Below are 23,931 nucleotides of genomic sequence, written 5' to 3'. Positions count from 1 at the left end.
GCTCGACAGCAGCCCAATCCCGCCGGCTTGCATTCACACCCGGCATTCGGAGCGGCATGGCCCAGCCCGAACGGAACACCGGCCATTTCATGCGAAGCCAATCACGGCTGGCTTCCCGACCTCTCCTCCGCGGACAAACCGCATGGAAAAAGGGGCCGGTCTTGCGACCAGCCCCTCGATCCTCTTCCATCCCGAAGGATGGAAAATCTTACTGACCCGAACCCGGACCGTAGGTGATTTCCACGCGACGGTTCTGCAGTTCGCGAACGCCGTCGGCGGTTTCGACGCGGGGGTTCGATTCACCGAACGCCTGGGTCGTGATCACGCCGTCGGGGATGCCCTTCGACGAGATATAGGCCTTGACGGCATCGGCGCGACGCTGGGACAGGCCGACGTTGTAGGAGGCCGAACCCGAACGGTCCGCATAGCCCGCCAGCATGACCTGGGCGCTGCCGCAGTTGCTGTAGGCCGAAACCGCATTGTCCAGAATGGTGGCGGCGTCAGGCGTGATGTCCGACTTGTCCCATTCGAAGAAGACGATGTACGGCCCAGGGCTGCACTCGGCCACCGGCGGCGGAGGCGGCGGGGGCGGAGGCGGCGGGGGCGGCGGAGGCGGCGGGGGCGGCGGCGGAGCAGCCGGTTCGCCACCGAAGTTGTAGGTCAGGCCCAGCAGCAGGCTGTGGGTGCGCAGCTTGGTGTCGACCGACGAACCGGCGGGGCCGCCGATGGTCGTGTAGGCCGGAACCAGCTTGATGTCGTCCTGGTTGAAGAAGCGATACTTCAGCGAGACGTCCACGTTGGTGGTCAGCGGATAGCGGACGCCAGCGATCGCCTGCCAGGCGAAGCCGGTGTCGGAATCGTTGACCAGGTCGTTGGCCAGCTTGCCGCGCGACACGCCGACGCCGCCGCCGACGAAGCCCTGCAGGCCGTCATCGGGACCGAAGTCCAGCAAGCCGTTCAGCATGAACGACAGGGCCGAAGCCGCGCCGCCGAAACCGCTCTTGTCCAGGTCGACTTCAGCGCGCTTGTAACCGGCTTCCGCTTCCAGGCGGAAACCGCCGAAGTCGTAACCGATCACGGCATCGCCGTCGAAGCCCTTGTGGTAGTCCACGCCGACCGTGTTGCTGGCGGCGCCAGCGTTGCCGGGGGTGAAAGTGATGTCCTGATCTTCGACGAGAACAACGCCGGAGTCGATGCCGACATACCAGCTATTGTCACGCGCCAAGGCCGGGGTGGCCAGGGCGCTGGTCGCAAGCACAGCCGCGAGGGCAAGCTTCCGCATCTGAATTCCCCTTTCAAAAGTGTCACGAAGGACTGCTGAAACCCTGTATCGGCTAGAAAGTTTCATGGCAAGTCCACAATTGGCAAAACTGTTGCAAAAATAACGCAGTTACGCCGCCGTCCTGCCCTTGGTCCCTCATTCGCAACGGCAATTTCGGCAAGGGGCCGCCCCATCAAAAGCCACAGCCGGCTCAGGTCGCGATCAGGCCATGTGTTCGCAACGCGCCCAGAATTGCGGCAAGGGCCGAACGCGCCTCCATGTCGACGGTCGCGCCGCCCGCGGGATCGGCGATGGCCGCCGCCGCCGCGCCCACGACCCGTTCCCCGCCGACATAGAACCCGTCCGCCCGCACGGCGCAATCCTCCCAATGCGCCCCGTCATGACGCATCGCATGCCCCCTGTCCGCGACCCACAGCGAAAGGCCCTCGCGCGGCGCGGCGAAACGCCACCCCCCTTCCGTCCAGCAGGCCAGCGCCCCATCCTGCCCTTCCCAGGCGCCGCCCGCCCCGGCGGCCACGATCCAGCATGCGCCGACCGCCGGCGATGCGGGCGGCTCGTCCTGGTCGGCGCTTTCCACCGCGCCGTGCAGCAGCATGTCGATCCGCGCCAGCGCCTCGTTATGAAACAGCTCCTTCTGCGCCTGCCCGGCAAAGAGCTGGGGCAAGGCCCAGCGAAGCGTCGAGTCCATCGTCATGATTCGATTGTCCTTTTCTTCAAAGGGCCGGCATCAGCCCGCCAAAACGATGCGCGCGGCGCGGCCCAGCGCATAGGTGCCGACCTGCCGGATCTCGACCGCCAGTTCGCCCGGATGACCCATATCCTCCACCACCGCCGCGGCATCATAGGTCCAGGGCGATCGGTCGGTGACGATTCTGCGCAGTTCCGTCGGCCCTGCCGACACGCGCAGTTCATAGCTCTCCCGATCCTCGCCCAGGGGCACATCGGTCCCGCTGGTCCAGCGCCATCCGCCTCTGCCGCGCCGCGTCCAGCCGACGATCCAGCCGCCGGTCCCATCCCCCCGCGCCGTGACATGCACGGGAGAAGGCGGCACCACCGCCTCCCCCCTTATCGTCAACAGCGCATCGGCCGGCGCGCTGTCGCCCACCCCGACCGCCGAGACATGAAGGCCGCCGCCAATCTCCGCCCCGCTTCCATAAGGGGCAAGCTCGACCAGCCGGTCCTCCTCCAGCAGCAGGAAAGCCTCACCCACTTCATGGGACGCCATCGCCCATTCGGTTCCGAACAATCCGCGCCGCAGGCCTTCCAGCCGGAAACTGGCCTCGCCGGTCTGCGCGGCATGGCTGAACTGGACCAGTTCCTGCCCGACCAGGCACAGATTGCGCCCCAGGCCCAGCGCCGCCTCGTCCGCCCCCGCCAATTCCATGTCCGCCGACAGCAGGGTCACGTGGAGAGCATTGATGTGGTCGACCATCGTCACGCTCCCGGCGGGCAAGGCGTTGTCGGCCCATCCCATCACGGCGCGGCCCGCCGTCCGCCCGGCGGGAGAAGCCTCCCCCGTCGCGCCGATCACGAACAGCGCCGCGCCGCGCCACCCTTCGCCGCCGCTCGCCGCCGCGACGATCAGGGGCGCCGCCGCCACCCCTTCCCTGATCATGGGCAGGTCCGCCAGCATCAGCATGGTCGGGCCATGCGGCCTGTCCGCCTGCCGCACCATCGCGCCGGACGACGCCCCCAGCGGGATCGCGGCGCCGGCCCCCGGCACGCGCCTCAAGGCCAGGCGCACGGCCATCGCCTCCCATTCGCGCTCCTCGATCCGCCACCGGCCCGGCACGCCTTCCACCGCGACGACATCGCCCGGCGCATGGCGCAGCGCATCCCAGCCGCAGCGCAGCGTCATCGTCGACCGCCCGGCCCATGCCATTCCCAGCTTCCGCGCCGCCAGCGACCGCGCCTCCTCGCCGGACAGCGCCATCGGCAGGTCGATGCCCTGCTCCAGCCGTCCCGGACCCGGCCGGCCGATGCGCTGCACGCCCGTCTGATAGTCGCGCGCCGGATCGTGATAGCGGACCGACAAGGCCGCCGGCACGCTGTCCGCCGAGCCGCCCGAATGCTCGCACCCGTTCAGCGCCCGCCCGTTGACCGACCGGCACAGCGCCCCGGCGGCGATCGCCGTCGCCCCCTCCGCGTCCCCCGCCCGCAGGCGCAATCCCGCCTCTTCGGCCACAAGGGCCAGGCCGAACGCCTCCGCCAGCGGCGCCAGCGCATCGCCCACATCCGCGCCGCCCGCCGCCATGCCGGCGACCGCGCCCAGCCCGTCGCCGGTCAATATCCCTCCGCTCAACTCCGCCGCCAGACCGGCAATCGCGACCGGCCCCTCGTCCGCCTCCACCTCGAAGGTCAGCGACGGGATGCGATTGCCATAGTCCGCGAGCGACAGATCCTCGAACACCGCATAGGCAATCCCCCGATGCGCCGGCGTCGCCCCCACGCCCTCCGCTGCCGCGATCAGCGGATCGACCGCCTGGTCCTCGCCGCCCGAATGCAGCCGAAAGGCTCCCAGCTCCGTCTTGAAGTCCCCCGCCGCCCCGCGCAGCAGGTTGCCGTCCGCCCAGATGCGCCGCACCGACCGCACGGCGCGCGCCGACAGCGCCACGGCAAAGCTCGCCGAATAGCTGTAGCTGGTGACGCTGGGCCGCCCCTTGCCCCCGCCGCTCCTGTGCCTCGTCTCCTTGAGGTCCGTCGCCCAGATCACGGTTCCCGCCACCCGCAGCGTCCCGAACAGCCTGGGCAGCTGCGATCCATAGGTCGACGTCTGGACCTGAACCTCGTTCAGCCGCCGCCCCTCCACCCCCTTGGGCCTGAACAGCACCGCATGGTCGAAAGCATTGCCGATCAGCCCGCCGATGGCGCCCCCCAACGGCCCGCCAATGGCCGTGCCAAGGGCGGTCAACACGATCGTCGCCATAGATTCTCCTATTCCGCCCGCCAGTAACCCAGCACCGGCCAGGGCGAAGGCCCCGGCATCTCCACGACGCGCCCCACGCCCGCATGGGCATGGACATGCCCGCCCGGCACGACGATCATCAGGTGCAGTTGCAACGGCCCCGGCCGCACCAGCGCCAGATCGCCCTCGCGCGCCGCATCGACCCGCCGCAGCCCCGCCGCGCGCAGCCAGTCCGCCGCCCGGCCCTCATCCCCGGACCGCAGCCCATATCCCTCCGGCGCCGCCCGCCCCAGCACCAGCGCCGCCAGCCCGACGCAATCCAGCCCCCGCTCGGGCAGCCGCCCGTGCAGGCGGAACCGCACGCCCACCAAGGCGCGGGCCGCCGCCACGACCCCGCTCACGCCGCCCCCGGATAGCGCGTCAGCAAATCCGTCCCCGGCAGATAGGGCTCCCCCCGAAAATTCACTGCATTGCCGAACCGGCCGACGCACGTCGCCAACCGCCGGTCGCACCCCTCGGTCAGCAGCGCCAGCGCGCCCGCCTCCACCGCAAAGGGCGGCGGATCGGCCAGGGCGACATCCTCGGCGCCATTGTCGATCACCCCCTGCACTATCCCGCCATTGGCCCCGGTCAGCCAGCGCAGCGTCCCGAAGGCGTAGGCCCCCGGCTCCAGCCCGGCCACGCTCACCACCGCATCCTCCACCGCGCCGACGGCCACCACGCGCCGCCGACCGGCCAGGTCGACCCGGCACTGCCTGTCCCCCAGCGCAGCACGGCAGTCCGGCGAAGTGGACGGCGCGACAGAAGCCTTCAGCGCCGCCATCGCGCCCACCAGCTCTGCTGAAAAAGCCCCCGCCTTGCGCGTCACGGCCCCGATCTCCCCCCGCGCCAGCAGCAGCCACAGATCGCCCGGCGCCTCCCACTCGGTCAGCCGCAACTCCAGCCCGGCCCCGTCCCAGCGCCCCGCCATCAGGTCCGCCTCGCTGATCGCATCCGCCACCAGCGCGCCTTCGACATCGCTGTCCGCGCCCTCCACCCCGATGCCGCTGCGCACGGCGGAAGGCGTCATCCCCGGCGCCGCGCGATAGAGCAGATGGCCGATCTCCAGATCGCGATCATGGCTCGTCAGCCCGATCGTCACCCCGTCCCGCCGCTCGATCCGCCAGCAAAAGGCCAGCGTCGCCAGCGGCTTCTCCAACGCCTCCAGCCCGCTCATTCCCTGATCTCCACCAACGGCACCGACGGCGCCTCGCCCGCCGCGAAGGTCGCCCGGTTGATGTCCAGCCGGTCCTCGGCAAAGCGCACCGGCACGTCGAAGCGGAAACCGGCCGTCAGCACCGCCCCTTCGGCGGGCGCGACATCGAAGGCGATCACGCCCAGCCCGGCATGGCTCCAGCCGCCCGCCATCTCCACGCCATCCACGGCGACCCGGATGGTCCCCGCCACCGGCCGAGTGATCCGCCGTGCCTGCGCCTCCTCGCCAGCGCCGTAGAAGCGCTGCAACGGAAACTCCGCCCGAACGCCGTCGCCCAACCCCAGACGCTGGTCCAAAGGCCCCGGCGCCTCCCCCATGGCGCAACTGCGGTCGTCATAGGGATCGCTGAAGCGGAATCCCCGCGCCGCCCCGCGCCGCGCCCGGAAGAAGGCGATCAGCGCCGCCATGTCCGCTTCCGACCGCACGCCCGGCCCGGCATCGAAGGACAGGCGCGCATCCGCCCAATCGCTGCTCCGCCGCTCATGCCCCGAGACGCTCTCCACGACCTGCGTGGAGAAAGCCGGCGAAACGCTCGCCTCCCGCCCAACGCTCAAGGGAAAGGACACATCGTCAAAGGCTTGCACATCTTCCTCCCCATATGATCTGAAGCAGGTGAAGCCATCCCGCGCCACCTGGGGCAGCGCCCAAATGAAGGTCGCCGCCGTCCCCCGCCGCATCGCCGCATCGGCCGCCGCCGCGATCTCGCGCCATTGCGCGGCATCCTCCCCGCGCAGCACGAAACCCGAAAGATAATGCTGCGCCTCGACCGGATAGCCGAGCCGCTCCACCGCCAGCTCCACGCCCCGCGCCGTCAGCCGCTCGCGCCCCTGCGTCACCCAGTCATAATCTTCCAGTTGCAACACATCGAAGGCCGGCGACGCCCATCCCACCGGCATGTTCGCCCGCTTGGCCTCCGGCGCCAGCGGATCGAGCACGGTCGGCAGATAGGCGAGCAGATGCGTCACCGCCCCCGGCGCCACCCCCTTCACCCAGGCGCAGAGCGCCGCCGTCGATGCCGCCAGCACTTCGCCCGCCCGGTCCAGCAGCGCCTTCTGCCCGGCGCTCAGCGTCCCCCGCACGTCCGGGATGGACACCAGCGCCGCGCCGAACGCCGCCCGCGCCGCATCGTCATACAGGCAGATGCGCCCGTCGGCGGGCATCACCCACCACCATGGCTCGCCCACCTGAAACCTGATCTCCAATCCAGCCGTCAAGCCAATGGAAACAAAGGCCCCTGCCACCAGCCGCAAATAGCTCATCGCCCCGTCATGCGCGGGGGAAAGCAGGCTCGAAGGCGGCGACCAGCCCGTCAGCGCGGGAGAACCATCCTCCGCCCGCTGCTTCCAGTCGTTCCAGCAATGCGCGTCGAACAATTCATAGGAAAGCGACCAGATCACCCCCAGCCCCAGCGCCTTGGCCCGCTGTGCGAAGTCCGCATGCCAGGCGGCGCAGGGCGCGTTCAGCACCCCGCCCGCCAGGCTGATGTAAAATCCGCCGCCCAGCGGTTCGAGCCGGAAATAATGGCTCATCCCGACATAATGATTGATGTCCCCGCGATAGCCCAGCGCATGGATCGACGCGACGATCCGCTCCGGCGTCTGGTTGAAGCAGTCGTCATAGCCGGTCGCCATCGACAGCCCATGTTCGGGCAGCACCACATCGCCCACGCGCAGCACCGACCCTGCGCCGTCGCAGCTTATCTCCGAAAGCTCGCACCATCCCTCAACCGCCGCGGCGAAGGCGGCGCTCCCCGCATCATAGCCCGGCGCGGCGAGCGAGATGAACATCCTGTCCACGTCGCCCGCCCAGACGTCTTCGCCCTCGGCCAGCAGGAATCCGCTCCTGATCGCGGAAAAATCCAATGCGATCACAGCATCTTCCGGCCCGCCGCTCGCATAGTTCCACAAGCGCACATACCAGGCCCGCGCATTTCCGGCCGCGTCCCTCCCCTCAATGGTCAGCGTCGGCCCATGCGTCTCGTCCAGCCGCCGCAGCCCGCCGCTCCGCCAGCGAAAGCGCAGCACGCAATCACGAAAATCCCGATCCGTCTCATAGGCCAGCAGGGCATGGCTCCACTTGTCCTCCGCCTCCCAGATCAGCCCCGCCAGATCCCCCGACCCATAGAAGACGGCATCCACCCGCAACGCATCCGGCGCGGCGGTGACGACGCTCGCCATCATCGGCCGGGGAAAATTGACGGTCCAATGCGTCGGCGCAAAGCGCTTCATGAACCGCGTTTCCTGCCCCCGCCGCGCATCGGCCAGCCAATATCCAAGCCCGCTCATCCGCTGATCGCCCCCCTCACCGCGCGCGCCACCTGCCGCGCGCTGCGCGCCAGCAACCGGGCGCTGTCCGCGCCTTGCCCCTGCACCGCGATGGAAAGCCGCACGTCCCGGACGCCCGCGCCATTGGGAACGACCTGCCCGCTCGTCGTAGGCACGAAGACCTCCGGCCCCCGCTCCCCGACGACATAGGCCCGCCCCGGCGCCACCGGCCCGCCGGTCGCCCGCCCCGGCAATCCCAGCGCCGAAGCCGCCAAGCCGATCAACCCGCCGTCTCCGCCGATGCTGCCTATCCCGGCCCGCAAGGCATTGGCCGCAATGTCGTCCAGCACGCGCAGCGCCACGGCCTTCAATTCCTCGAACCCGAACTGGCCGGTCCGCACGGCCCGCAGCAATCCCTGCTCGATCCGCCGCCCGGCCCGCTCCGCACCGCTCGCCAAAGGCCCCTCCAGCGTTCCCCGCATGGCTTCCACATCCCGCGCAAAAGCCTGCCTATCCGCCCGCACCCGCACGACCAGATCGTCGATCTCCTCGTCCATCCCGACCCCCAAAAAATCACGCTGAAGAACAAAGTGCGCTGCGAAGGCAGGAGCCCAGTCCAAACGCTGGAACTGAATTCCCGCCCCTTCCATCACCCCCGTTCGTTTCGATCCCTTCGACTGCCCGCCTGCGGCAGGCGCTCAGGACAGGCCAAGGTCGAGAAGCGCAGTCACCCCCAACCTCAATCCGGCATCCCAGCCCGCAACCTCTCCAACTCCCCCCGATCCATCCCGGCGCGCGCCTCGTCCTCTTCGCCGCGAGCCGCCCGCAACACGCTCTCCAACTCCGCCGGGGTAGCCCGCCAGAATTCCTCCGGCCGCCATCCCAGCAGCCACCCCGCGACCCCCGCCAGCCGCGCCGCCGCTTTGAAAAAGCTCATCGTCCCCCCAATATCTGTCCCAATATCCCCCGCAGAACCGGCGTCAGCTTCGCCAGCCCCGCCGCCACGATCGCCTCGCCCAGCGCCTCCCGCGTCAGCCCCGCGGGCGGCTCCGCCAGGCAATGCCAGAACAGCCCGGCCATCTCGCCAAGCGACAGCTTCCCGTCGGCGGCGCGCTCCACCAGCGCGAACAACGGTCCCAATTCCTCCTCAGCCGCCACCAAAGCCGCGAAACTGGGCCGCAGCACAAAGCGCTCCCCACCCAGTTCCAGCGCGGCCTCGCCTCGAGCACTGTTAGCTGGGGCACCATCGCCCCCGCTCACAGCGACACCACCGGCCCGGAACTTTCCAGGCTCAGCGCATAGTTGCGCTCCCCATTATAATCCCCGGCATAGTCCAGCCGCGTCACCAGGAAGCGGCCCCGCATCTTCTCGCCGCTTTCGAAGCTCAGCTCATAATCCTCGACGGTCCCGGCTAGCGCATGGTTGCGCAGCCGCACCTCCGCCGCCGATCCGGTGAATATGCCCGCCGCCGACACGCTGACGGATCGCACCCCCGCACCCGACAGCAATTCGCGCCAGCCGCCCGACCCCTTGTGCGTGACGTTCACCGCCTCGCCATTGACGGGCAGTTGCGTGGTCCGCATCCCGGCCACGGTCGCATAGGCCGCCGGCGCCCCGCCATCGCCTATTTTCAACAGAAACGCGCTTCCTTTTTCCACGCCCATGGCGCATTCTCCTCTAAGATAAACCGTGCAAGAATCGGGATTTGGAGAGAGGCCAATATGTTCGTGACCATCCCCCTGATGCTGTTGCTGGCCGCCGCCCCGCAAAGCGGCGACGCCGTCGGCAATGGCCGCAAGGCCTATTCGGAATGCCTGTCGAAACAGATCCAGCCCGCCATCGACAAGAAACTGTCGCTCGGCGATTTCCAGGCCGTGCTGAAGACGGAATGCGGCGCGAAGGAAGCCGCCTTCCGCACCGCCATCGTCGCGGACGACAGGTCGAGCGGCATGTCGGAAAAGGACGCCCAATCGGACGCCGACGACCAGATCAGCGAATATCGCGACAAGATCATCGGAGAATATGAAGACTATTCGAAGTCCTGACCCCCAACATTCCCCTCCCTTTCAAGGGAAGGGCTAGGCCGTATCGACATTCAGCTCTGGCGGCCTGCAAATGGTTGAAGCGAGTCACGTGCCTCGCTTCAATCCCGTGCTTCCGGTGCTCACCTACTTTGAGTACGCTCCGCTCCGGGTCACGGAAAACCACCATTTTCGGCTCGCCAGCTTCTGAATGTCGATACAGCCTAGGGGTGCGAGCGCAGCGAGCTTCCGCCCTATCCGGAAGAAACACCCTCAGCGCTGTAAAACCGCGGCCCTCACACCCCCACCACCCGCACCCGATAATCCACCAAAGCCTGCCACCCGTCCCGCGCCCCAGTCCGCGCCACCCGCGAGCGAACCAGCCGCGCCCCGACGACCCGCCAGCCCCCCGCAAGCCCAAGCCCGCGCAAAACAGCATCCACCCGCGCCAACAATCCCGCCAGCCGCGCAGGCGCTTCCCCCGCATCGAACAGGCTGACCGTCACCACCAGCTCCCGCCCGTCCAGATCCTTCGCGCCCCAATCCAGCGCCATGCAGTCCCCCACCACGCCATAAGGCGCGCTGGCCCGCCCCGGCGCGCCGTCGAACAGCCCGTTCAGCCCCGCCATCAATGCCGCATCCCCGCGCAGCGCCGCCACCAGCGCGCCACGCACGGCCACCTCCGCGCTCATCGCCCTCTCCCCGCTTCCCGCAACCCCAGATCGCCCATCCACCGCCGCCTCAGCCCAGCCCCGGACAGGCGCACGGCATCCCCCTCGACCCGCGCCTCCTCAACCCCGGCCGCCAAAGCCGCCGCGGCAATCCGCCGCCGCCGCGCCGCCATCCGCGCCTCGACCAGCGCGCCCAGCCGCGCCCTCACGCCAGCCGCATCCGCCGCCAGGGCCGCCACAGGGCGCTCACCACCGCGGGCGGCGTCGCCACCTCCCCGTCCCGCGCCGTGAAATGCTCCGCCGCCAGCCGCACGATCCCCTGCCGGATCGCCTCGGGCAGCCCCTCGACATCCGCCGCCAGCCCCGCGCGATAGCGCACCGTCACCTTGCCCGGCCCATCCACCAGCCGCGCCCGCACCCAGCCATCGCCGGAAGCATCGATATCGACCGCATAGGCCCCCGGCGCCAAGGCGATGCCCTCCACCTCCACGCCCAATATCGCCACGACCGGCCGCGCCGCCAGCCTCTGCCAGCTTCCGTCGGCCACGATGGTCTCGGAAGCATCCCGCACCACCAGCCACTGCCCGATAAACTGCTCGCAAAGCCCCGAAGCGCTCCCCAGCAGCCGCTCCAGCACGCCATCCTCATCATCCGACCCGATCCGCAACCAGGCCTTGAGATCCGCCAACATGGCCCCTCCCCGGAAAAAAGGGGACGCCCACAGGACGCCCCCAGTCTTTCCTTCTCCCCTTGTGGGAGAAGGATACGAAGCCTTGGCGGCAACGCCGCCTAGGCGAAGTTGGATGAGGGGTGATCAGGAAGCCGCGAACTTCATCAGCTTGATCGCCTCCGAATTCGCCACGGCCCCGCCGATCCGCTTCACCGCGTAGAAATGCACGAACGGCTTGTTGCTGAACGGATCGCGCAGGATGCTCGTCTCGCTGCGTTCGGAGATCACATAGCCCGCCTGGAAATTGCCGAACGCGATCGACAGCGAACCCGCGGCGATGTCCGGCATGTCCTCCGCCTCGACCACCGGATAGCCCAGCAGGGTCGCCGGCTGTCCCGCTGCAAGGGAAGGCTGCCAGATGAACGCCCCGTCGCTGGTCTTCATCTTGCGGATGACCGCCAGCGTGGCCGAATTCATCACGAAGCAAGCCCCCTGGCGATAGGGCGCGCGCAACGCCTGCACCAGGTCGATCAGCCTGTCCTGCCCCGAAGCGGCAAAGGCCCCCGAAGCCCCCGAAGCCACATATTGCAGCGACCCGAAGGCCCGCACCCCATCCGCCTCATTGGTGGCCGCATAGGTCAGGAAGCCCTTGGGCTTGTTCGTGCCGTTGCCGTTGACGAAGGCCGCCCCCTCGGCCGCCGCGAACTCGCGGGCGATCTCCCCCGCCAGCCAGCCTTCGACATCGAACTGCGCATCGTCCAGCATCGCCTGCGACGCCGCCGGATTGGCGTAAAGCTCGCCCGATGGCGGCACGATCTCGTTGAAGACAGGCGTCGCCGTCTCCGTCCGCGCCCCCGTCTCGCTGGCCCAGCCCGACACGATGCCGCCTGACGTCACCAGCTTGCGATACCCCGCCGTCCCCGTGCGCACGACATTGGCGATGGCGCGAATGGGCGAAATGGCCTTCAGCGTCGCATCGATGATCTGATCGATCTCCCGCGGCACCGCATAGCCGCCCGCCGCGCCCGAAGCCCCGGAAAAGCTCTTGAGCTCCACTCCAGCCTCCAGCCCCTGCCGCACATAGCGCTCGACAAAGGCCGCCCGGCGCGGATCGACCGCCCCGCCCTTCACCCCGTCCAGCGCGGGCCTTTGCTGAACCAGCAGCGCGCCCCTCAACGCCGCGACCTCATTCTCCAGCCCGGCAAGACGCTCCCCCTGCGCCACCATGTCAAAGCTCGCTTCCAACTGATCCGTCATCCACCACTCCCACGAAAAAGGGCGGCCCACCGGACCGCCCGAACACCTCCTTCTCCCCTTGTGGGAGAAGGATACGAAGCCTTGGCGGCAAAGCCGCCTAGGCGAAGTTGGATGAGGGGTAAGCCCCCTATTCCACCGCAATCACCCGCGCCAGATCCTGCATCGGATGCGTCACGACGCTCACCTCCACCACCTCCAGGTCCAGCAACTCCCGCGGCGAAACCCCCCGCGCCTCCCGCACCCGATAGCCAAAGGAAAGCCCATCCACGGCCTTCTCGCGCAAGGCCCTTCCAGCCTCCCGCCCGGCAGCCGTCCGCCCCGAAACCCGTCCGATCACGCGCAGCCCCCGCGCATCCTCCTCGACCTTCTCGACCGTCCCGATCACCTCCCCCGGCCGATGCTGCCACAGCAAGGGCACCCCCGCCGCCACCCCGGCAAAGGCCCCCGCCCGCACCACGTCGCCGCCCCGGTCGACCCGGTCGAACACCGCCGCATATCCGGCGAAGCGCACGTCACTCATGCACCAGCCCCGCCAGCCCCAGCTTCACCGCCATCCCCAGCAGCAGCAAAGCCATGACCACCCGCGCGACCCACGCCACCACAGCCCCCCGCGCCGCCTTCTTCGCGTCCCGCCACGCGCCCAGCAGCTCGCGCAACTCCCGCACGTCGTCCTGCGCCCCGCGATCCGCCAGCCCCAGCCGCTCCAACGCCCGCCCCGCGCCCAATTCGCTCGCCTCCTCGATCAGCGCCCGGATCATGACCATATCCATCCCCACCGGCTGCGCCTCGGCCTGCGCGACCAACCGCGCCAGCATCTCCCCATCATATTTCATCACACCCTCCCGCAACGCCGACCTCCGTTCGTTTCGAGCGACCGGACCTCCATTCACTTCGACCCAACGCCCCCCGTTCGTTTCGAGCGAAGTCGAGAAACCGCAGAACCAGAACCGCCCTCACCCAATCCCCAAAACCGCCCGCTTCTCCTCCGCCGACAGGAAGTCCGCCGCCCCGACCCGCTCCCAGATCGCGCTCCGCTCCTCGAACAAGGCAGGCACCGCATCCAGATCCGCATCCAGGCGCAATTCCGGCCACCACCCCTGCAACCCCTGCGCCAGCCCGCCGCAAATCTTCGCCATCAACGGCAGGATCGTCTGCCGCCAAAGCGCCCGATTGGCCTCGCGATAATTGGCATAGGCATTGTCCCCCGGCAGCCCCATCAGCATCGGCGGCACCCCGAAAGCCAAAGCAATCTCCCGCGCCGCCGCCGCCTTCAGCCCCACGAAATCCATCTCGGCGGGCGTCAGGCTCATCGCCTTCCAGTCCAGCCCGCCCTCCAGCAGCATCGGCCGCCCGGCATTGGCCGCGCCGGAAAAGGCGATCTCCATCTCGCGCTTGACCCGCTCATACTGGTCCGGCGCCATCACCGACCCGTCGCCGGGATCATAGACCATCGCCCCCGAAGGCCGCGCCGCATTGTCCAGCAGCGCCTTGTTCCAAACCGTCGCCGCATTGTGGATCGCCACGGCCCCCGCGGCCGCACCCACGCAACCCAGCCCATAATGATCGTCCAAAGGATGCAGCGCCTTCAGATGGACGATCCCCGTCCGCCCGGCGCCATCCTCCGGCGACAGCCGCGTCACGCTCTCCCCCACGCGATAGAGGTAAGCCGCCGGCCACCCCCGCGCATCCGCCTCGACGCTCACCCGCTCCGGCCGCAGCGCATATAGCTCCACCGGCCCGCCATCCGCGCCGGTCATCACCTGCACATAGGCATTGCCGTGCAGCAGCAAATGGCTCGCCAGCGTCTCCACCAGCGACTGCCCCGAAGAACAGCGCGTCACCAGCGCCTTCACCCGCCGCCGATCATCTTCGCCAACACCGCCGACGACCAGAGCCGTCCCGCCTGCCCCCTCCGCCACCAGCCGCAAAGCCCGCTGCGCCACCGGATTGCCGACCACCCCGGCCCGCACCTGCGCCTCATAGCTGGCGGGCCACTCGCCCAGCGCCACCCCGCCCGAACCCCAGGCCCGCGCCAACACCGGCCGCGCACTCTCCCGCGCCGCCTTCACCCCGAAAAATTTCATGAAACCCCACCCACAAAAAATCCTCCCTCCGGAACGGGGGGAGGATAGTGAAGGTTGGCGGCGCTCAGCCGCCTACCGAAACTTGGAGGGGGGGCAGCCCCCTTCCAAAACCCTAGGGATTGCGCGCCAGAACCCGATCGCAGGCCGAATTCGTTCCCTCGCTCTTCCCGATCACGCGCCCGGCCACAGCCCCCGCCGCGCCAGCCAGCAGGGACTCGCCCAAACTCCCCCCGGCCAGGGCGCCGACGCCAGCGCCGCCAGCGGCCCCGATCACCGTCCCCTTGTCCCGCCCCTTCTTCGCCTGGAGCAGACAATAACGCACATCGTCCCGATCCCGCGGCGCGGCCCGCGCCACCCGCGCCCGCTCCTTGCCGTTCAGCGAAGCCGCCATCACCGGCCCACTCACCAAAGCCAACCCACCCGCAGCCATCATCCATCCGGCCCATTTCATGACCCAATCTCCTCAAAAATCACACGGACAGACTACGCAGAACCCCGAACCCTTGTTCCCTCATTCCACCCCCGCAATAATTCGCAACGTCAGGAGGCCGAGCCCTCTCCAATTCCTCCCTACGCGCAGCGTGGGGAGGGGGACCGCCGCCGAAGGCGGTGGTGGAGGGGAAATTCGCAGGTCGCGCCCCTTCCCCTCCACCACGCTTCACACGGTCCATCTCCCCCAAAACCCCCTAAAACCCCCTGACCCGCGCCTCGCCCCGCTTCCCCAGCATCAACTCCGTCAACCCCCAAACCAGCGCATCCGCGCGATCCGGCGACCGCCCCGGCCCCACATAGCCGCCCCCCAGCATCAACCCGCACAACTGATCCTCCAGTTCCGCAAAGCCCCCACGATGCACGACCCGCCCGGCCTCATATAAAGCCGCCACCGGCTCCGCCCGCGCCACCTTGCCCCGGCTCGCATGCACCAGCCGCACCGGCAGCGCGGCCTCCGCCGCCCGCAGCACGCTCTCGACCATGGCCCCGCCATTATTGGCCTCCGCCACCACCCGGTCCGCGCCATGCACCAGCGCCGCGCCGCTTGCCGCCCGCGCCCAGCCCTCCGGCGTCGCGCCCTCCACGGTCGCATCGGCGATCACATAGGCCCGCCGATCCTCCCCCAGGCCGACCACGACAATCCCGCAGGCATCCCCATGCGCCGAAGCAGGCGGATCGACCGCCACCACCACCCGCGTCAGCCCGCCGCGCACATGCGCCACCCGGCACCGCTCCAGCAGATCGCGGCTCCACAATGCGCCCTCGACCTCCTCGATCAGCTCGCCGTCCAATTCCTGCCGCCCCAGCCGCGTGCCGCCATAGCTCCGCTCCATCGCCGCCAGAAAACCGTCCGCCAGATGCGCGACATTGTCCGCCGTCCGCCCCCGCGTCACGACCACGTCGCCGCCGGCCCGCGCCACCAGCCCCCGCACAAGGGGGACGGGCCGGGGCGTCGTCGTCGCCAGCACGCGCGGCGCGCCACCCAGCCGCATCCCCATCATCAGATTGTCCCACGCCGCCTGCCCGCCCGCCCATTTGGCGATCTCGTCGGCCCAGCCATGGCTGAACTGCGGCCCGCGCAGGCTCTCCGCCTCCGCCGCGCCATAAAGAGTCGCGACCGCGCCATTGGGCCAGACCAGCTTGCGCAGCGCCGGCGCGAAGACCGGCCGGTTCCACCAGGGCGCGACGGCCAATATGCCCGACGCTCCCTCCACCATCACGGCCCGCGCCTCGCCCAGCGTCGCGCCGACCAGCGCGATCCGCGCCTTGGGATCGCTCTCCGCGACCGAGCGCACCCACTCCGCCCCGGCCCGCGTCTTGCCGAACCCGCGCCCCGCCAGCATCAGCCAGATGCGCCAGTCCCCTTCGGGCGCCAGTTGCTCCGGCCGCGCCAGCCAGCGCCAGTCATGCGCCAAAGCATCCGCCGCCGCCGCGCCCAGCCCAGCCAGCACCCGCTCGCGCGCCGCCTCCGGCAGATGCGCCAGCCGCTCGAAATCCGAAAGAGCCATGCGCCCGCCTCCATTCATCGATTTTCCAAGGACGCCGATTTGGCCGATCCGGCCCACGCCCCTATATGCCCGCCATGAGTTCGATCCGCCCCGCCCGCGCCGCCGACGGCGCCCGCATGCTCGACATCTGGCGCAAGGCCGTCGACGCGACCCATGATTTCCTGACGCCGGCAGACCGCACCGCGATAGAGGCGGAGGTCGCCGCCTTCCTCCCCCAGGCGCCCGCCTGGCTCGCCACCGACCCTGACGATCAAGCCATCGGCTTCATGCTGATCGACGGCGCGCATATGGAGGCGCTGTTCATCGACCCCGCATGGCGCGGCAAGGGCGTCGGCCGCCAACTGGTCGACCACGCCCTGTCGCTCCACCCCACGCTCACCACCGACGTCAACGAACAGAATGCGCAGGCGATCGGCTTCTACGAAGCCATGCGCTTCGCCCGCACCGGCCGCTCCGACCAGGACGGCCAGGGCCGCCCCTATCCCCTGATCCACCTCCGCTACGCCCCCTGACGAGATGACCTGAAATGGCCATTTGCGGCCATCAGTTTTCCGTCACCCCGGACTTGATCCGGGGTCCCGCTTTCCTTCTGAGTGCTGCGCCTCGTCCAAGGCAGCGGGACCCCGGATCAAGTCCGGGGTGACGAATAGGGAGAGGGGTGACGAATAGGGGTACGTCCGCTCTCCACCCAAAATCCCCTACCCCCCACTTCGCTTCCGCACCTCATCCAGCGCCGCCCGCAACCGCTCCACCGCATCCTCGCCGTCCGGCCGCTCCACGCTCTCCAGCCGCTGCATCTCCTCCACCTCCTTCTCATGCGCTCGGAACAGCAGCGCCTGGATCATATGCGGATGCCCCCGCTTGATCTTCCGGCTCTTGACCGCCCCGTCGCCGTCCAGCACGATCTCCTCATCCTCCGTGCCGAACAGCGCCTGCCGCAGCATCAGCGCCCGCAACTCCTCATGCCCGATGCTCAGCGCCTGCTTCCACGCCCGCGCAAAGGCCGGATCGCGCCGCTTCAGATAATAGACGGTCGACAAATTCCGCCCGACGACCCGCGCCGCCTCGCTGACGTTGCAGGTCCGCGCCAGCGTCTCCAGGAACTTCTGCCGCAGCGCCGGCGTCCAGCCATTCTTGCGCACCGCCCGCATCTGCGGCGCGACGCCCAGCGCGCCCTGCGGCCCATTCTCCAGCGCCAGCACCCGATCGGGCGCGTCGGCCCGCCCGCCGAACCGGCTCCTCTTCCGCTCTCCGTCCGCCACAGCCAATCCCCCGCATGCAAAGCAAAAAGGCCGACCCCGCCAAGGACCAGCCCTTCACCGCCTCATCGGCGACTCACATTTTCCCAATGTCGACCTATGTGCCAGAACAGCGTGACGATGTCAACAAAAATGTTCCATATGGGTTAAAATACCCCCTCCGGTTCACCGCCCCACATCGTCCGCCCCGGCCACGCTGCGCGTATAGTCGATCCTGATCCTAACCCAGCTGCCGACCATCACCTTGCCGTTGACCCGCGGCGGCAGCACCAGAAATTGCCAGGCCGCCAGCCGAACCGCCTTGGCAAAGCCGGACCCCATCGGCGATTCCCCCAGCGCCTGGCAGTTCTCGACATGATAATGATCCACCGTCTTGCACGCCACCAGGCCCCAGCCGCTGCCGGGCGCATTGGCGGGCAGATAGCCCGCCAGTTCCGCATGGCTCGGCCGCCTGTACCATTCCGCATCGAACAACTGCACGCCGCCCGGCCCCTCGCCCGGCCCCGCCACCGCCGCGCTGTTGCCCTGCCCCGTCGCGCCGTCGGCCGCGCCCTTCTTCGCCATCCTGCCGATGTCGGCGGACGCCATCTGCTGGCTGTCCAGCACCAGGAAGGGCAGCGGCGAGGGCTGCTGCTCGGTCGGCTTCACCACGGGATGGTCGCGCTTGACCACCGGCTGCTGCACCTGCCGCTGCGCCGATTTCTCCTGCTTCTTCTTCTCGCTCTTTTCCGCCTTGCTCTGCGCCTTCTCCGCCTTGGGCGCGGGCGCCATCTCGAACGTCACCGGATTGCGCAGGTCCGGCAGCCGGATCACCGGCTCCGGCGCCAGCGTCAGCAACGCCAGCAGCAGCAACCCGTTGAACAGCAGCGCCAGCAGCAATCCGCCGCCGCGCTCGCGCCATTGGGAGGGAAGGGATAAGGTCAAATTCACTCGGATGCGCCGGGCCGGACTCATAAGGGGTCATGCCCAGACGCCGCCGCGCCGTCAACGCCGTGGCGTCAACAGACGTCCTCCTCCCGGACGACAGGACGGCTTTCCCGGGTCGCCCGCATCCGGCTCGCCTTGTCGTCGGGGTCGGACGTCAGCACCACATGGTCCTCATGCACCTCCAGCAGCACGCCGGCAAAGGGCATGCCCTCCAGGCTGCCCGTCACCCGGTAGCTGACCTGATCCCCAACCTTGAACGTCGCCGGATCGGTATTGAACTCAAAGGGGCAGGCGCCCTCTCCCATGCCAAGCATATGCGTCTCCTACAGGACGAAGCTAGCGCCGCGACCCCGCACCGATCAAGGCCCTGTCGCTTCCCCACGCGCCCGCCCATGGACTTGCGCCCCGCCTCTTCATCGGACCTGCCCCCTCCATCCCCTCCACCCGCCGCAGCAGACGATCGTCCCGGCAAAATCGCTGGCGGCCTGAAGGCAGTTCGGCTAGGGCCTCGATCCAATGCTCACAAAGCTCTACCAATGGACGCTGGCGAAAGCCGCCCACGCCCACGCCGAACGCTGGCTCTTCGCCATTAGCTTTATGGAAAGCAGCTTCTTCCCCATCCCGCCGCACCCGCTGCTGGGCCTGATGTGCCTCGCCCGCCCGGAACGCGCGATCCGCTTCGGGCTGATCTGCACCATCGCCTCTGTCCTGGGCGGGCTGTTCGGCTACGCCATCGGCCATTTCCTCTATGAAACGGTCGGCCAGCAGATATTGCACGCCCTCGGCCTCGCCGCGAAATTCCCCGTCGCCGCCTGCTATCTGCGCGATTACGGGGCGGAGATCATCCTTATCAAGGGCGCGACGCCGATCCCGTTCAAGCTGATCACGATCACGGCGGGCTTCATCGGCCTGTCGCTGTTCACCTTCCTCTGGGCCAGCATCCTCAGCCGCGCCTTCCAGTTCATGCTGGTCGGCTTCCTGTTCTGGAAGTTCGGCCGCCCGATCAAGGCGTTCATAGAGAAATATCTCGGCCTGCTCTCCGCCGCCTTCCTGGTGCTGCTGGTCGGCGGCTTCATCGCGGCCTCGGCCCTGTCGGGCGGCGGGGACAAGAGCGACAAGTGCAGCAACGCCACCCTCGCCACGCTCCGCTGACCGGCGACGGCATGAAGGACATATTGTCCCGCTTCCCGAATCTTGCCGCCCTGCTCGCCGGTTTCCTCGCGGCAACGGGCTTCGAGCCGCTGAGACTCTGGCCGGTCACCTTGGCCTGCTTCGCGCTCCTCATTCTCCTGATCGAACGCGCGCCCGACCGCCGCGGCGCTTTCCTGCGCGGCTGGCTGTTCGGCGTCGGCCATTTCACCCTGGGCCTCAACTGGATCGCCCACGCCTTCACCTTCCAGGACGCGATGCCCCACTGGTTCGGCTATGGCGCGGTGATCCTCCTGTCCCTCTACCTGGCCGTCTATCCCGGCCTGGCCACGCTGGCCGCCTGGTGGCTGAAAACCGCACGCTGGCGCCCGCAAAACACCGTGTTCCTGCGAAGGCAGGAACCCAGTCCCACCGTCAGAACTGGACTCCTGCCTGCGCAGGAGCACGGCGCACTCCCCCTCACCCTCCTCTTCGCCGCCACCTGGCTCACCTCCGAATATCTCCGCGCCACCCTCTTCACCGGCTTCGCATGGAACCCGCTGGGCGTCACCCTCCTCCCCACCGGCATGGCGATCGCATCCACCCTGATCGGCACCTACGGCCTCGGCGCGCTCGCCATCCTCGCATCCGGCGCGATCCTCCTCATCCTCCGCCGCCAGTTCCGCCCAGCCGCCGCCCTCGCCGCCCCCCTCATCGCCCTGGCCCTGTGGGGCACCCTCTCCCCCGCCCCGCCCACCCCGGCAGGCGCGCCCAGAATCCGCGTGGTCCAACCCAATATCGGCCAGGACGAGAAATATTCCCCCGAACTGGAACAGGCCCATTTCCAGACCCTCGCCACCCTTTCCGGCACCCCCCGCCCCGCCCCGCGCCTGATCTTCTGGCCCGAAGCCGCCATCCCCGCCTATCTCGACCTGGAACCCGACTGGCGCGCCCGCCTCGCGGCCCTTCTCGGCCCGGGCGACCTCCTCATGACCGGCGCGACGAAGGTCTATTTCCAGCAGGTCGAAAAGGACGGCATCACGGAAAACGCCCTTTCCGGCGCGAACAACAGCCTGTTCATCGTGGACGCGAAGGCCCGATTGCGCGGCCGCTACGACAAGTCCCACCTCGTCCCCTATGGCGAATATCTGCCGATGCGGAACATCCTCCAGCCGCTCGGCCTGTCCCGCCTGGTCCCCGGCGCCGTCGATTTCTGGCCCGGCCCCGGCCCGCAAAGCCTGACCCTGCCCGCAACGCTCGGCCGCCCCCCGCTCAAGATGGGCGTGCAGATCTGCTATGAGATCATCTTCTCCGGCCAGGTGGTGGACAGGGCCAACCGTCCCGACTTCCTCTTCAACCCCTCCAACGACGCCTGGTTCGGCAGTTGGGGCCCGGTCCAGCATCTCGCCCAAGCCCGCCTCCGCGCCCTGGAGGAAGGGATTCCCATCATCCGCTCCACCCCCACCGGAGTCTCGGCGGTGATCGACGCGCGCGGCCAGATCCTCGGCCGCATCGCCCACCACCGCGCCGGTTTCCTCGACAGCGCGCTCCCCTCCCCCCTGCCGCCAACGCTCTTCTCCCGCCTCGGCAATTGGGCGTCCTTCGCCTTCATGGCCGCGCTCGTCCTGCTGGCCATTGCCACCCGCAGATCGACCCGCTAATAGCCACATAAACTTTTCTTTATGTCGCTTGCTCGAACAGCCTGCTAACGGGAGTCCCATGCGCAACAACTATCTCTTCACCTCGGAATCGGTTTCCGAAGGCCATCCCGACAAGGTCGCGGACCAGATTTCCGACGCCATCGTCGACCTGTTCCTGTCGAAAGACCCCGAAGCACGCATCGCCTGCGAAACGCTGACCACGACCCAGCTTGTCGTCCTCGCCGGCGAAATCCGCTGCAAGGGCGTCTATGAGGACGGCGCCTGGGCCCCCGGCGCGCAGGAAGAGATCGAACGCACCGTCCGCGAAACGGTGAAGCGCATCGGCTACGAACAGGACGGCTTCCATTGGGAAAGCTTCCGCTTCGAAAACAACCTCCACGGCCAGTCCGCCCACATCGCGCAGGGCGTCGACGCGGCGGGCAACAAGGATGAAGGCGCGGGCGATCAAGGCATCATGTTCGGCTTCGCCTGCGACGAAACCCCCGACCTCATGCCCGCCACGCTGGACTACAGCCACAAGATCCTGGCGAAGATGGCCGCCGACCGCCACAGCGGCCGCGCCCCCTTCCTGGAGCCGGACGCCAAGAGCCAGGTCACGCTGCGCTTCGAAAACGGCAAGCCCGCCGCCGCCACCGCCATCGTCGTCTCGACCCAGCACGCGCCGGGCTATGACGAGGGCGCGAAGGAAGCCGAACTCAAAAATTACGTGAAGGGCGTGGTCGCGGAAGTCATGCCCGCCAACCTGCTCAGCGACGAGACCGTCTACCACATCAACCCGACCGGCAGCTTCGAAATCGGCGGCCCGGACGGCGACGCGGGCCTCACCGGCCGCAAGATCATCGTCGACACCTATGGCGGCGCGTCGCCCCATGGCGGCGGCGCGTTCAGCGGCAAGGATCCGACCAAGGTCGACCGCTCGGCCGCCTACATCACCCGCTATCTCGCGAAGAACATCGTCGCCGCCGGTCTCGCGAAGCGCTGCACCATCCAGCTCGCCTACGCCATCGGCGTTTCCGAGCCGCTCTCCCTCTATGTCGACACCCACGGCACCGGCACGGTAGGCGACGACCGGATCGAGCAGGCGATCAAGGGCATTAAGGAACTGGGCGGCCTCACCCCGCGCGGCATCCGCACCCATCTCGGCCTCAACAAGCCGATCTACCAGCCCTCCGCCGCCTACGGCCATTTCGGCCGCAAGCCGGAAGGGGACTTCTTCCCCTGGGAACGCACCGATCTGGTGGAGAAACTCAGGGCCGCGCTTTAGGGTGTGTGGGGATTCAGTTCAGGGCGCGGCGAAAATAGTGGATTTCGAGAACTGGCGCGCAGCGTACTTCAGTACGTGAGCACCGGAAGCGCAGAAAGCCGCTATTTGCAGCCCGCCATGGGCTGAATCCCCACGCACCCTGGCCTGGGTTGGAAAATAAAGGTATATCAAGGGGTTGCCGGTCATTCGGCGACCCCTTTTCCTTCATCCTCACCGTTCCTTAACCATGGCTCGTTTAGCGTAGCGCGGATCAAGGAGACATGGTTTGGCCTCTTCCCTTTCTTACGGCACCAACGGCGCCGAAGCCGCATGGGCCGCCCTCAACCGCAGCCAGGCGGTGATCGAATTCGCGCTGGACGGCACGATCCTGACCGCCAACGCCAATTTCCTGGGCCTGATGGGCTATCGCCTGGAAGAGATCGCCGGCAAGCACCACCGGATATTCTGCGCGCCCGACCATGCCCAATCGCAGGATTATGCCGATTTCTGGCAGAAACTCGGTTCCGGCGCGTTCGACGCGGGCGCCTATGAGCGCCGCGACCGCGACGGCCGCGAAATCTGGTTGCAGGCCACCTACAATCCCGTCTTCGAAGCCGACGGCACCCCGCGCAAGGTCGTGAAGATCGCCACCGACATCACCCGCCAGGTCCGGCAGGAGCGGGAGGCGCGCCACCGCCTGGCCGACAGCCACCGCCTCCAGCGCGACCTGGAGCGGCAGAAGAACGCGCTGGAAAGGACGATGAACCAGTTGGCCGACATCGTGTCGACCATCCGGGGCATCGCCGCCCAGACCAACATGCTCGCCCTCAACGCCCGGATAGAGGCCGCCCGCGCCGGGGAGGCCGGTCGCGGCTTCGCGGTGGTCGCGGGCGAGGTCAAGAAACTGGCCGACGACACCCGCTTCGCCACGGAACGCGCCGCGGCCATGATGCAGCAGAACAGCGGCATGGCCGAACGACTGCCCGCCGCCTGACAGGCCCGCGCATGGCGGCAACATGACCAAAAGTTCATTGGCGCGCCGCCCGCGAAACGCCCATAAGCAGGCCGTCGGACCCGCACCCCTGTCGGGTCCGGCAACCCTCTTTCCAAAGGGGAATGCGATGACCGGGCCGTTATGACCTTTCGCCTTTGTCGCCCTTGCCCTCCCGGTCGGCGGCGCAGCCCCGCGCTGGCCGGGCCATGCAAGGACGCCAAGGGCCGCTTCGCCAAAGGCAAGTGACCTGACGGGTCCGCATCGGCCCTCACCCATCGCCCCCCAATGGAACAAGCCCGGCGCCCGCCCA

29 protein-coding genes are annotated in these 23,931 nt (G+C 68.4%); 6 read left to right on the top strand and 23 right to left on the bottom strand.

Features of this window, described 5'->3' with window-relative positions:
• Positions 1-208: 208 nt before the first annotated feature.
• From Sj15T_RS02030 to Sj15T_RS01985, 10 genes are all read right to left on the bottom strand, one after another.
• Positions 209-1,282: an OmpA family protein gene (locus Sj15T_RS02030; protein ID WP_338756186.1), complete on the bottom strand. Its 1,074-nt coding sequence runs from the start codon at positions 1,280-1,282 to the stop codon at positions 209-211.
• A 190-nt stretch (positions 1,283-1,472) separates the two neighbouring features.
• On the bottom strand, positions 1,473-1,976 hold the full coding sequence (locus tag Sj15T_RS02025) for a DUF2793 domain-containing protein (RefSeq protein WP_007684077.1): 504 nt from the start codon (positions 1,974-1,976) through the stop codon (positions 1,473-1,475).
• Between the two features lie 33 nt (positions 1,977-2,009).
• Positions 2,010-4,208 (bottom strand): phage tail protein, encoded by a 2,199-nt coding sequence (locus Sj15T_RS02020; protein WP_013039659.1) that lies wholly within the window; start codon positions 4,206-4,208, stop codon positions 2,010-2,012.
• Between the two features lie 8 nt (positions 4,209-4,216).
• A complete protein-coding gene (locus tag Sj15T_RS02015; RefSeq protein ID WP_013039658.1) occupies positions 4,217-4,576 on the bottom strand; it encodes a hypothetical protein in 360 nt (119 codons plus the stop codon).
• 8 nt (positions 4,577-4,584) lie between these two features.
• Complete coding sequence (locus Sj15T_RS02010) at positions 4,585-5,403, bottom strand: DUF2163 domain-containing protein (RefSeq protein WP_013039657.1); 819 nt, start codon at positions 5,401-5,403, stop codon at positions 4,585-4,587.
• Positions 5,400-7,727 carry a DUF2460 domain-containing protein gene (locus Sj15T_RS02005; protein WP_013039656.1) on the bottom strand — a complete coding sequence of 776 codons (2,328 nt, stop codon included), beginning with the start codon at positions 7,725-7,727 and terminating at the stop codon, positions 5,400-5,402. Before Sj15T_RS02005 ends, Sj15T_RS02010 begins: the two co-directional genes overlap by 4 nt.
• Positions 7,724-8,263 carry a hypothetical protein gene (locus tag Sj15T_RS02000; protein ID WP_041385789.1) on the bottom strand — a complete coding sequence of 180 codons (540 nt, stop codon included), beginning with the start codon at positions 8,261-8,263 and terminating at the stop codon, positions 7,724-7,726. Before Sj15T_RS02000 ends, Sj15T_RS02005 begins: the two co-directional genes overlap by 4 nt.
• A 182-nt stretch (positions 8,264-8,445) precedes the next feature.
• A complete protein-coding gene (locus Sj15T_RS01995; protein ID WP_007684086.1) occupies positions 8,446-8,643 on the bottom strand; it encodes a phage tail assembly chaperone in 198 nt (65 codons plus the stop codon).
• Positions 8,640-8,966, bottom strand: coding sequence for a gene transfer agent family protein (locus Sj15T_RS01990; RefSeq protein ID WP_253720695.1), 327 nt, complete (start codon positions 8,964-8,966; stop codon positions 8,640-8,642). The genes Sj15T_RS01995 and Sj15T_RS01990 overlap by 4 nt, the downstream gene beginning before the upstream one ends.
• Positions 8,963-9,370, bottom strand: coding sequence for a phage tail protein (locus tag Sj15T_RS01985; protein ID WP_013039654.1), 408 nt, complete (start codon positions 9,368-9,370; stop codon positions 8,963-8,965). Before Sj15T_RS01985 ends, Sj15T_RS01990 begins: the two co-directional genes overlap by 4 nt.
• Positions 9,371-9,427: 57 nt before the next feature.
• Between Sj15T_RS01985 and Sj15T_RS01980 the strand changes: the two genes are divergently transcribed.
• Positions 9,428-9,751, top strand: coding sequence for a hypothetical protein (locus Sj15T_RS01980; protein WP_007684089.1), 324 nt, complete (start codon positions 9,428-9,430; stop codon positions 9,749-9,751).
• A gap of 272 nt (positions 9,752-10,023) precedes the next feature.
• Here Sj15T_RS01980 and Sj15T_RS01975 read toward each other — a convergent pair whose 3' ends face one another.
• The 9 genes from Sj15T_RS01975 to Sj15T_RS01935 form a co-directional block, all read right to left on the bottom strand.
• Positions 10,024-10,419: a DUF3168 domain-containing protein gene (locus Sj15T_RS01975; RefSeq protein WP_013039653.1), complete on the bottom strand. Its 396-nt coding sequence runs from the start codon at positions 10,417-10,419 to the stop codon at positions 10,024-10,026.
• Positions 10,416-10,637 (bottom strand): hypothetical protein, encoded by a 222-nt coding sequence (locus tag Sj15T_RS01970; protein WP_013039652.1) that lies wholly within the window; start codon positions 10,635-10,637, stop codon positions 10,416-10,418. The genes Sj15T_RS01975 and Sj15T_RS01970 overlap by 4 nt, the downstream gene beginning before the upstream one ends.
• Positions 10,604-11,089: a phage head-tail connector protein gene (locus Sj15T_RS01965; protein ID WP_013039651.1), complete on the bottom strand. Its 486-nt coding sequence runs from the start codon at positions 11,087-11,089 to the stop codon at positions 10,604-10,606. The genes Sj15T_RS01970 and Sj15T_RS01965 overlap by 34 nt, the downstream gene beginning before the upstream one ends.
• Before the next feature lie 123 nt (positions 11,090-11,212).
• The gene (locus Sj15T_RS01960) at positions 11,213-12,325 is read right to left on the bottom strand and encodes a phage major capsid protein (protein WP_013039650.1); all 1,113 of its coding nucleotides are present in this window, start codon (positions 12,323-12,325) and stop codon (positions 11,213-11,215) included.
• 127 nt (positions 12,326-12,452) lie between these two features.
• Complete coding sequence (locus tag Sj15T_RS01955) at positions 12,453-12,845, bottom strand: HK97 family phage prohead protease (protein WP_007684096.1); 393 nt, start codon at positions 12,843-12,845, stop codon at positions 12,453-12,455.
• Complete coding sequence (locus Sj15T_RS01950) at positions 12,838-13,158, bottom strand: DUF6127 family protein (protein ID WP_013039649.1); 321 nt, start codon at positions 13,156-13,158, stop codon at positions 12,838-12,840. The genes Sj15T_RS01955 and Sj15T_RS01950 overlap by 8 nt, the downstream gene beginning before the upstream one ends.
• A 120-nt stretch (positions 13,159-13,278) precedes the next feature.
• Complete coding sequence (locus Sj15T_RS01945; protein ID WP_013039648.1) at positions 13,279-14,409, bottom strand: phage portal protein; 1,131 nt, start codon at positions 14,407-14,409, stop codon at positions 13,279-13,281.
• A 112-nt stretch (positions 14,410-14,521) separates the two neighbouring features.
• A complete protein-coding gene (locus Sj15T_RS01940; protein WP_013039647.1) occupies positions 14,522-14,860 on the bottom strand; it encodes a hypothetical protein in 339 nt (112 codons plus the stop codon).
• A gap of 235 nt (positions 14,861-15,095) precedes the next feature.
• Positions 15,096-16,409 carry a terminase family protein gene (locus tag Sj15T_RS01935; RefSeq protein WP_013039646.1) on the bottom strand — a complete coding sequence of 438 codons (1,314 nt, stop codon included), beginning with the start codon at positions 16,407-16,409 and terminating at the stop codon, positions 15,096-15,098.
• A 65-nt stretch (positions 16,410-16,474) separates the two neighbouring features.
• Here Sj15T_RS01935 and Sj15T_RS01930 point away from each other — a divergent pair, with 65 nt between their 5' ends.
• Entirely contained in the window at positions 16,475-16,921 is a 447-nt protein-coding gene (locus Sj15T_RS01930) for an acetyltransferase (protein WP_013039645.1), read from the top strand.
• 186 nt (positions 16,922-17,107) lie between these two features.
• On the opposite strand, the gene Sj15T_RS01925 is transcribed toward Sj15T_RS01930, so the two are convergent.
• From Sj15T_RS01925 to Sj15T_RS01915, 3 genes are all read right to left on the bottom strand, one after another.
• Complete coding sequence (locus tag Sj15T_RS01925; RefSeq protein ID WP_013039644.1) at positions 17,108-17,671, bottom strand: hypothetical protein; 564 nt, start codon at positions 17,669-17,671, stop codon at positions 17,108-17,110.
• A gap of 162 nt (positions 17,672-17,833) precedes the next feature.
• Complete coding sequence (locus Sj15T_RS01920) at positions 17,834-18,622, bottom strand: hypothetical protein (RefSeq protein ID WP_193377927.1); 789 nt, start codon at positions 18,620-18,622, stop codon at positions 17,834-17,836.
• A 44-nt stretch (positions 18,623-18,666) separates the two neighbouring features.
• The gene (locus Sj15T_RS01915; protein ID WP_007684113.1) at positions 18,667-18,909 is read right to left on the bottom strand and encodes a hypothetical protein; all 243 of its coding nucleotides are present in this window, start codon (positions 18,907-18,909) and stop codon (positions 18,667-18,669) included.
• A gap of 202 nt (positions 18,910-19,111) precedes the next feature.
• Between Sj15T_RS01915 and Sj15T_RS01910 the strand changes: the two genes are divergently transcribed.
• From Sj15T_RS01910 to metK, 3 genes are read left to right on the top strand one after another with little or no spacing between them, the layout of a single operon-like run.
• Positions 19,112-19,747, top strand: coding sequence for a YqaA family protein (locus tag Sj15T_RS01910; RefSeq protein WP_013039642.1), 636 nt, complete (start codon positions 19,112-19,114; stop codon positions 19,745-19,747).
• Between the two features lie 11 nt (positions 19,748-19,758).
• A complete protein-coding gene (gene lnt / locus Sj15T_RS01905) occupies positions 19,759-21,384 on the top strand; it encodes an apolipoprotein N-acyltransferase (RefSeq protein ID WP_041385783.1) in 1,626 nt (541 codons plus the stop codon).
• A gap of 58 nt (positions 21,385-21,442) precedes the next feature.
• Positions 21,443-22,648 carry a methionine adenosyltransferase gene (gene metK, locus Sj15T_RS01900; RefSeq protein ID WP_007684819.1) on the top strand — a complete coding sequence of 402 codons (1,206 nt, stop codon included), beginning with the start codon at positions 21,443-21,445 and terminating at the stop codon, positions 22,646-22,648.
• An 18-nt stretch (positions 22,649-22,666) separates the two neighbouring features.
• On the opposite strand, the gene Sj15T_RS01895 is transcribed toward metK, so the two are convergent.
• Complete coding sequence (locus Sj15T_RS01895) at positions 22,667-22,834, bottom strand: hypothetical protein (RefSeq protein ID WP_154651058.1); 168 nt, start codon at positions 22,832-22,834, stop codon at positions 22,667-22,669.
• Between the two features lie 79 nt (positions 22,835-22,913).
• Between Sj15T_RS01895 and Sj15T_RS01890 the strand changes: the two genes are divergently transcribed.
• Positions 22,914-23,621 carry a methyl-accepting chemotaxis protein gene (locus Sj15T_RS01890; RefSeq protein ID WP_013039640.1) on the top strand — a complete coding sequence of 236 codons (708 nt, stop codon included), beginning with the start codon at positions 22,914-22,916 and terminating at the stop codon, positions 23,619-23,621.
• The last annotated feature ends 310 nt before the right edge of the window (positions 23,622-23,931 follow it).

The organism is Sphingobium sp. TA15 (assembly GCF_037101235.1).
GTDB lineage: Bacteria > Pseudomonadota > Alphaproteobacteria > Sphingomonadales > Sphingomonadaceae > Sphingobium > Sphingobium indicum.
This window is presented reverse-complemented; position numbering and strand designations above follow the sequence as displayed.

Bases quoted from the DNA above. Each gene is read 5' to 3' on its own strand.
- Sj15T_RS01960 (WP_013039650.1), bottom strand. From the start codon at position 12,325: ATGACGGATCAGTTGGAAGCGAGCTTTGACATGGTGGCGCAGGGGGAG.
- Sj15T_RS01985 (WP_013039654.1), bottom strand. From the start codon at position 9,370: ATGGGCGTGGAAAAAGGAAGCGCGTTTCTGTTGAAAATAGGCGATGGC.
- Sj15T_RS01895 (WP_154651058.1), bottom strand. From the start codon at position 22,834: ATGACCGGCAACCCCTTGATATACCTTTATTTTCCAACCCAGGCCAGG.
- Sj15T_RS01910 (WP_013039642.1), top strand. From the start codon at position 19,112: ATGCTCACAAAGCTCTACCAATGGACGCTGGCGAAAGCCGCCCACGCC.
- Sj15T_RS01965 (WP_013039651.1), bottom strand. From the start codon at position 11,089: ATGTTGGCGGATCTCAAGGCCTGGTTGCGGATCGGGTCGGATGATGAG.
- metK (WP_007684819.1), top strand. From the start codon at position 21,443: ATGCGCAACAACTATCTCTTCACCTCGGAATCGGTTTCCGAAGGCCAT.
- Sj15T_RS01935 (WP_013039646.1), bottom strand. From the start codon at position 16,409: ATGGCTCTTTCGGATTTCGAGCGGCTGGCGCATCTGCCGGAGGCGGCG.
- Sj15T_RS02000 (WP_041385789.1), bottom strand. From the start codon at position 8,263: ATGGACGAGGAGATCGACGATCTGGTCGTGCGGGTGCGGGCGGATAGG.
- Sj15T_RS02005 (WP_013039656.1), bottom strand. From the start codon at position 7,727: ATGAGCGGGCTTGGATATTGGCTGGCCGATGCGCGGCGGGGGCAGGAA.
- Sj15T_RS01980 (WP_007684089.1), top strand. From the start codon at position 9,428: ATGTTCGTGACCATCCCCCTGATGCTGTTGCTGGCCGCCGCCCCGCAA.
- Sj15T_RS02010 (WP_013039657.1), bottom strand. From the start codon at position 5,403: ATGAGCGGGCTGGAGGCGTTGGAGAAGCCGCTGGCGACGCTGGCCTTT.
- Sj15T_RS02030 (WP_338756186.1), bottom strand. From the start codon at position 1,282: ATGCGGAAGCTTGCCCTCGCGGCTGTGCTTGCGACCAGCGCCCTGGCC.
- Sj15T_RS02020 (WP_013039659.1), bottom strand. From the start codon at position 4,208: ATGGCGACGATCGTGTTGACCGCCCTTGGCACGGCCATTGGCGGGCCG.
- Sj15T_RS01940 (WP_013039647.1), bottom strand. From the start codon at position 14,860: ATGAAATGGGCCGGATGGATGATGGCTGCGGGTGGGTTGGCTTTGGTG.
- lnt (WP_041385783.1), top strand. From the start codon at position 19,759: ATGAAGGACATATTGTCCCGCTTCCCGAATCTTGCCGCCCTGCTCGCC.
- Sj15T_RS01950 (WP_013039649.1), bottom strand. From the start codon at position 13,158: ATGAAATATGATGGGGAGATGCTGGCGCGGTTGGTCGCGCAGGCCGAG.
- Sj15T_RS01930 (WP_013039645.1), top strand. From the start codon at position 16,475: ATGCCCGCCATGAGTTCGATCCGCCCCGCCCGCGCCGCCGACGGCGCC.
- Sj15T_RS01915 (WP_007684113.1), bottom strand. From the start codon at position 18,909: ATGCTTGGCATGGGAGAGGGCGCCTGCCCCTTTGAGTTCAATACCGAT.
- Sj15T_RS02025 (WP_007684077.1), bottom strand. From the start codon at position 1,976: ATGACGATGGACTCGACGCTTCGCTGGGCCTTGCCCCAGCTCTTTGCC.
- Sj15T_RS01945 (WP_013039648.1), bottom strand. From the start codon at position 14,409: ATGAAATTTTTCGGGGTGAAGGCGGCGCGGGAGAGTGCGCGGCCGGTG.
- Sj15T_RS01955 (WP_007684096.1), bottom strand. From the start codon at position 12,845: ATGAGTGACGTGCGCTTCGCCGGATATGCGGCGGTGTTCGACCGGGTC.
- Sj15T_RS01920 (WP_193377927.1), bottom strand. From the start codon at position 18,622: ATGAGTCCGGCCCGGCGCATCCGAGTGAATTTGACCTTATCCCTTCCC.
- Sj15T_RS01975 (WP_013039653.1), bottom strand. From the start codon at position 10,419: ATGAGCGCGGAGGTGGCCGTGCGTGGCGCGCTGGTGGCGGCGCTGCGC.
- Sj15T_RS01995 (WP_007684086.1), bottom strand. From the start codon at position 8,643: ATGAGCTTTTTCAAAGCGGCGGCGCGGCTGGCGGGGGTCGCGGGGTGG.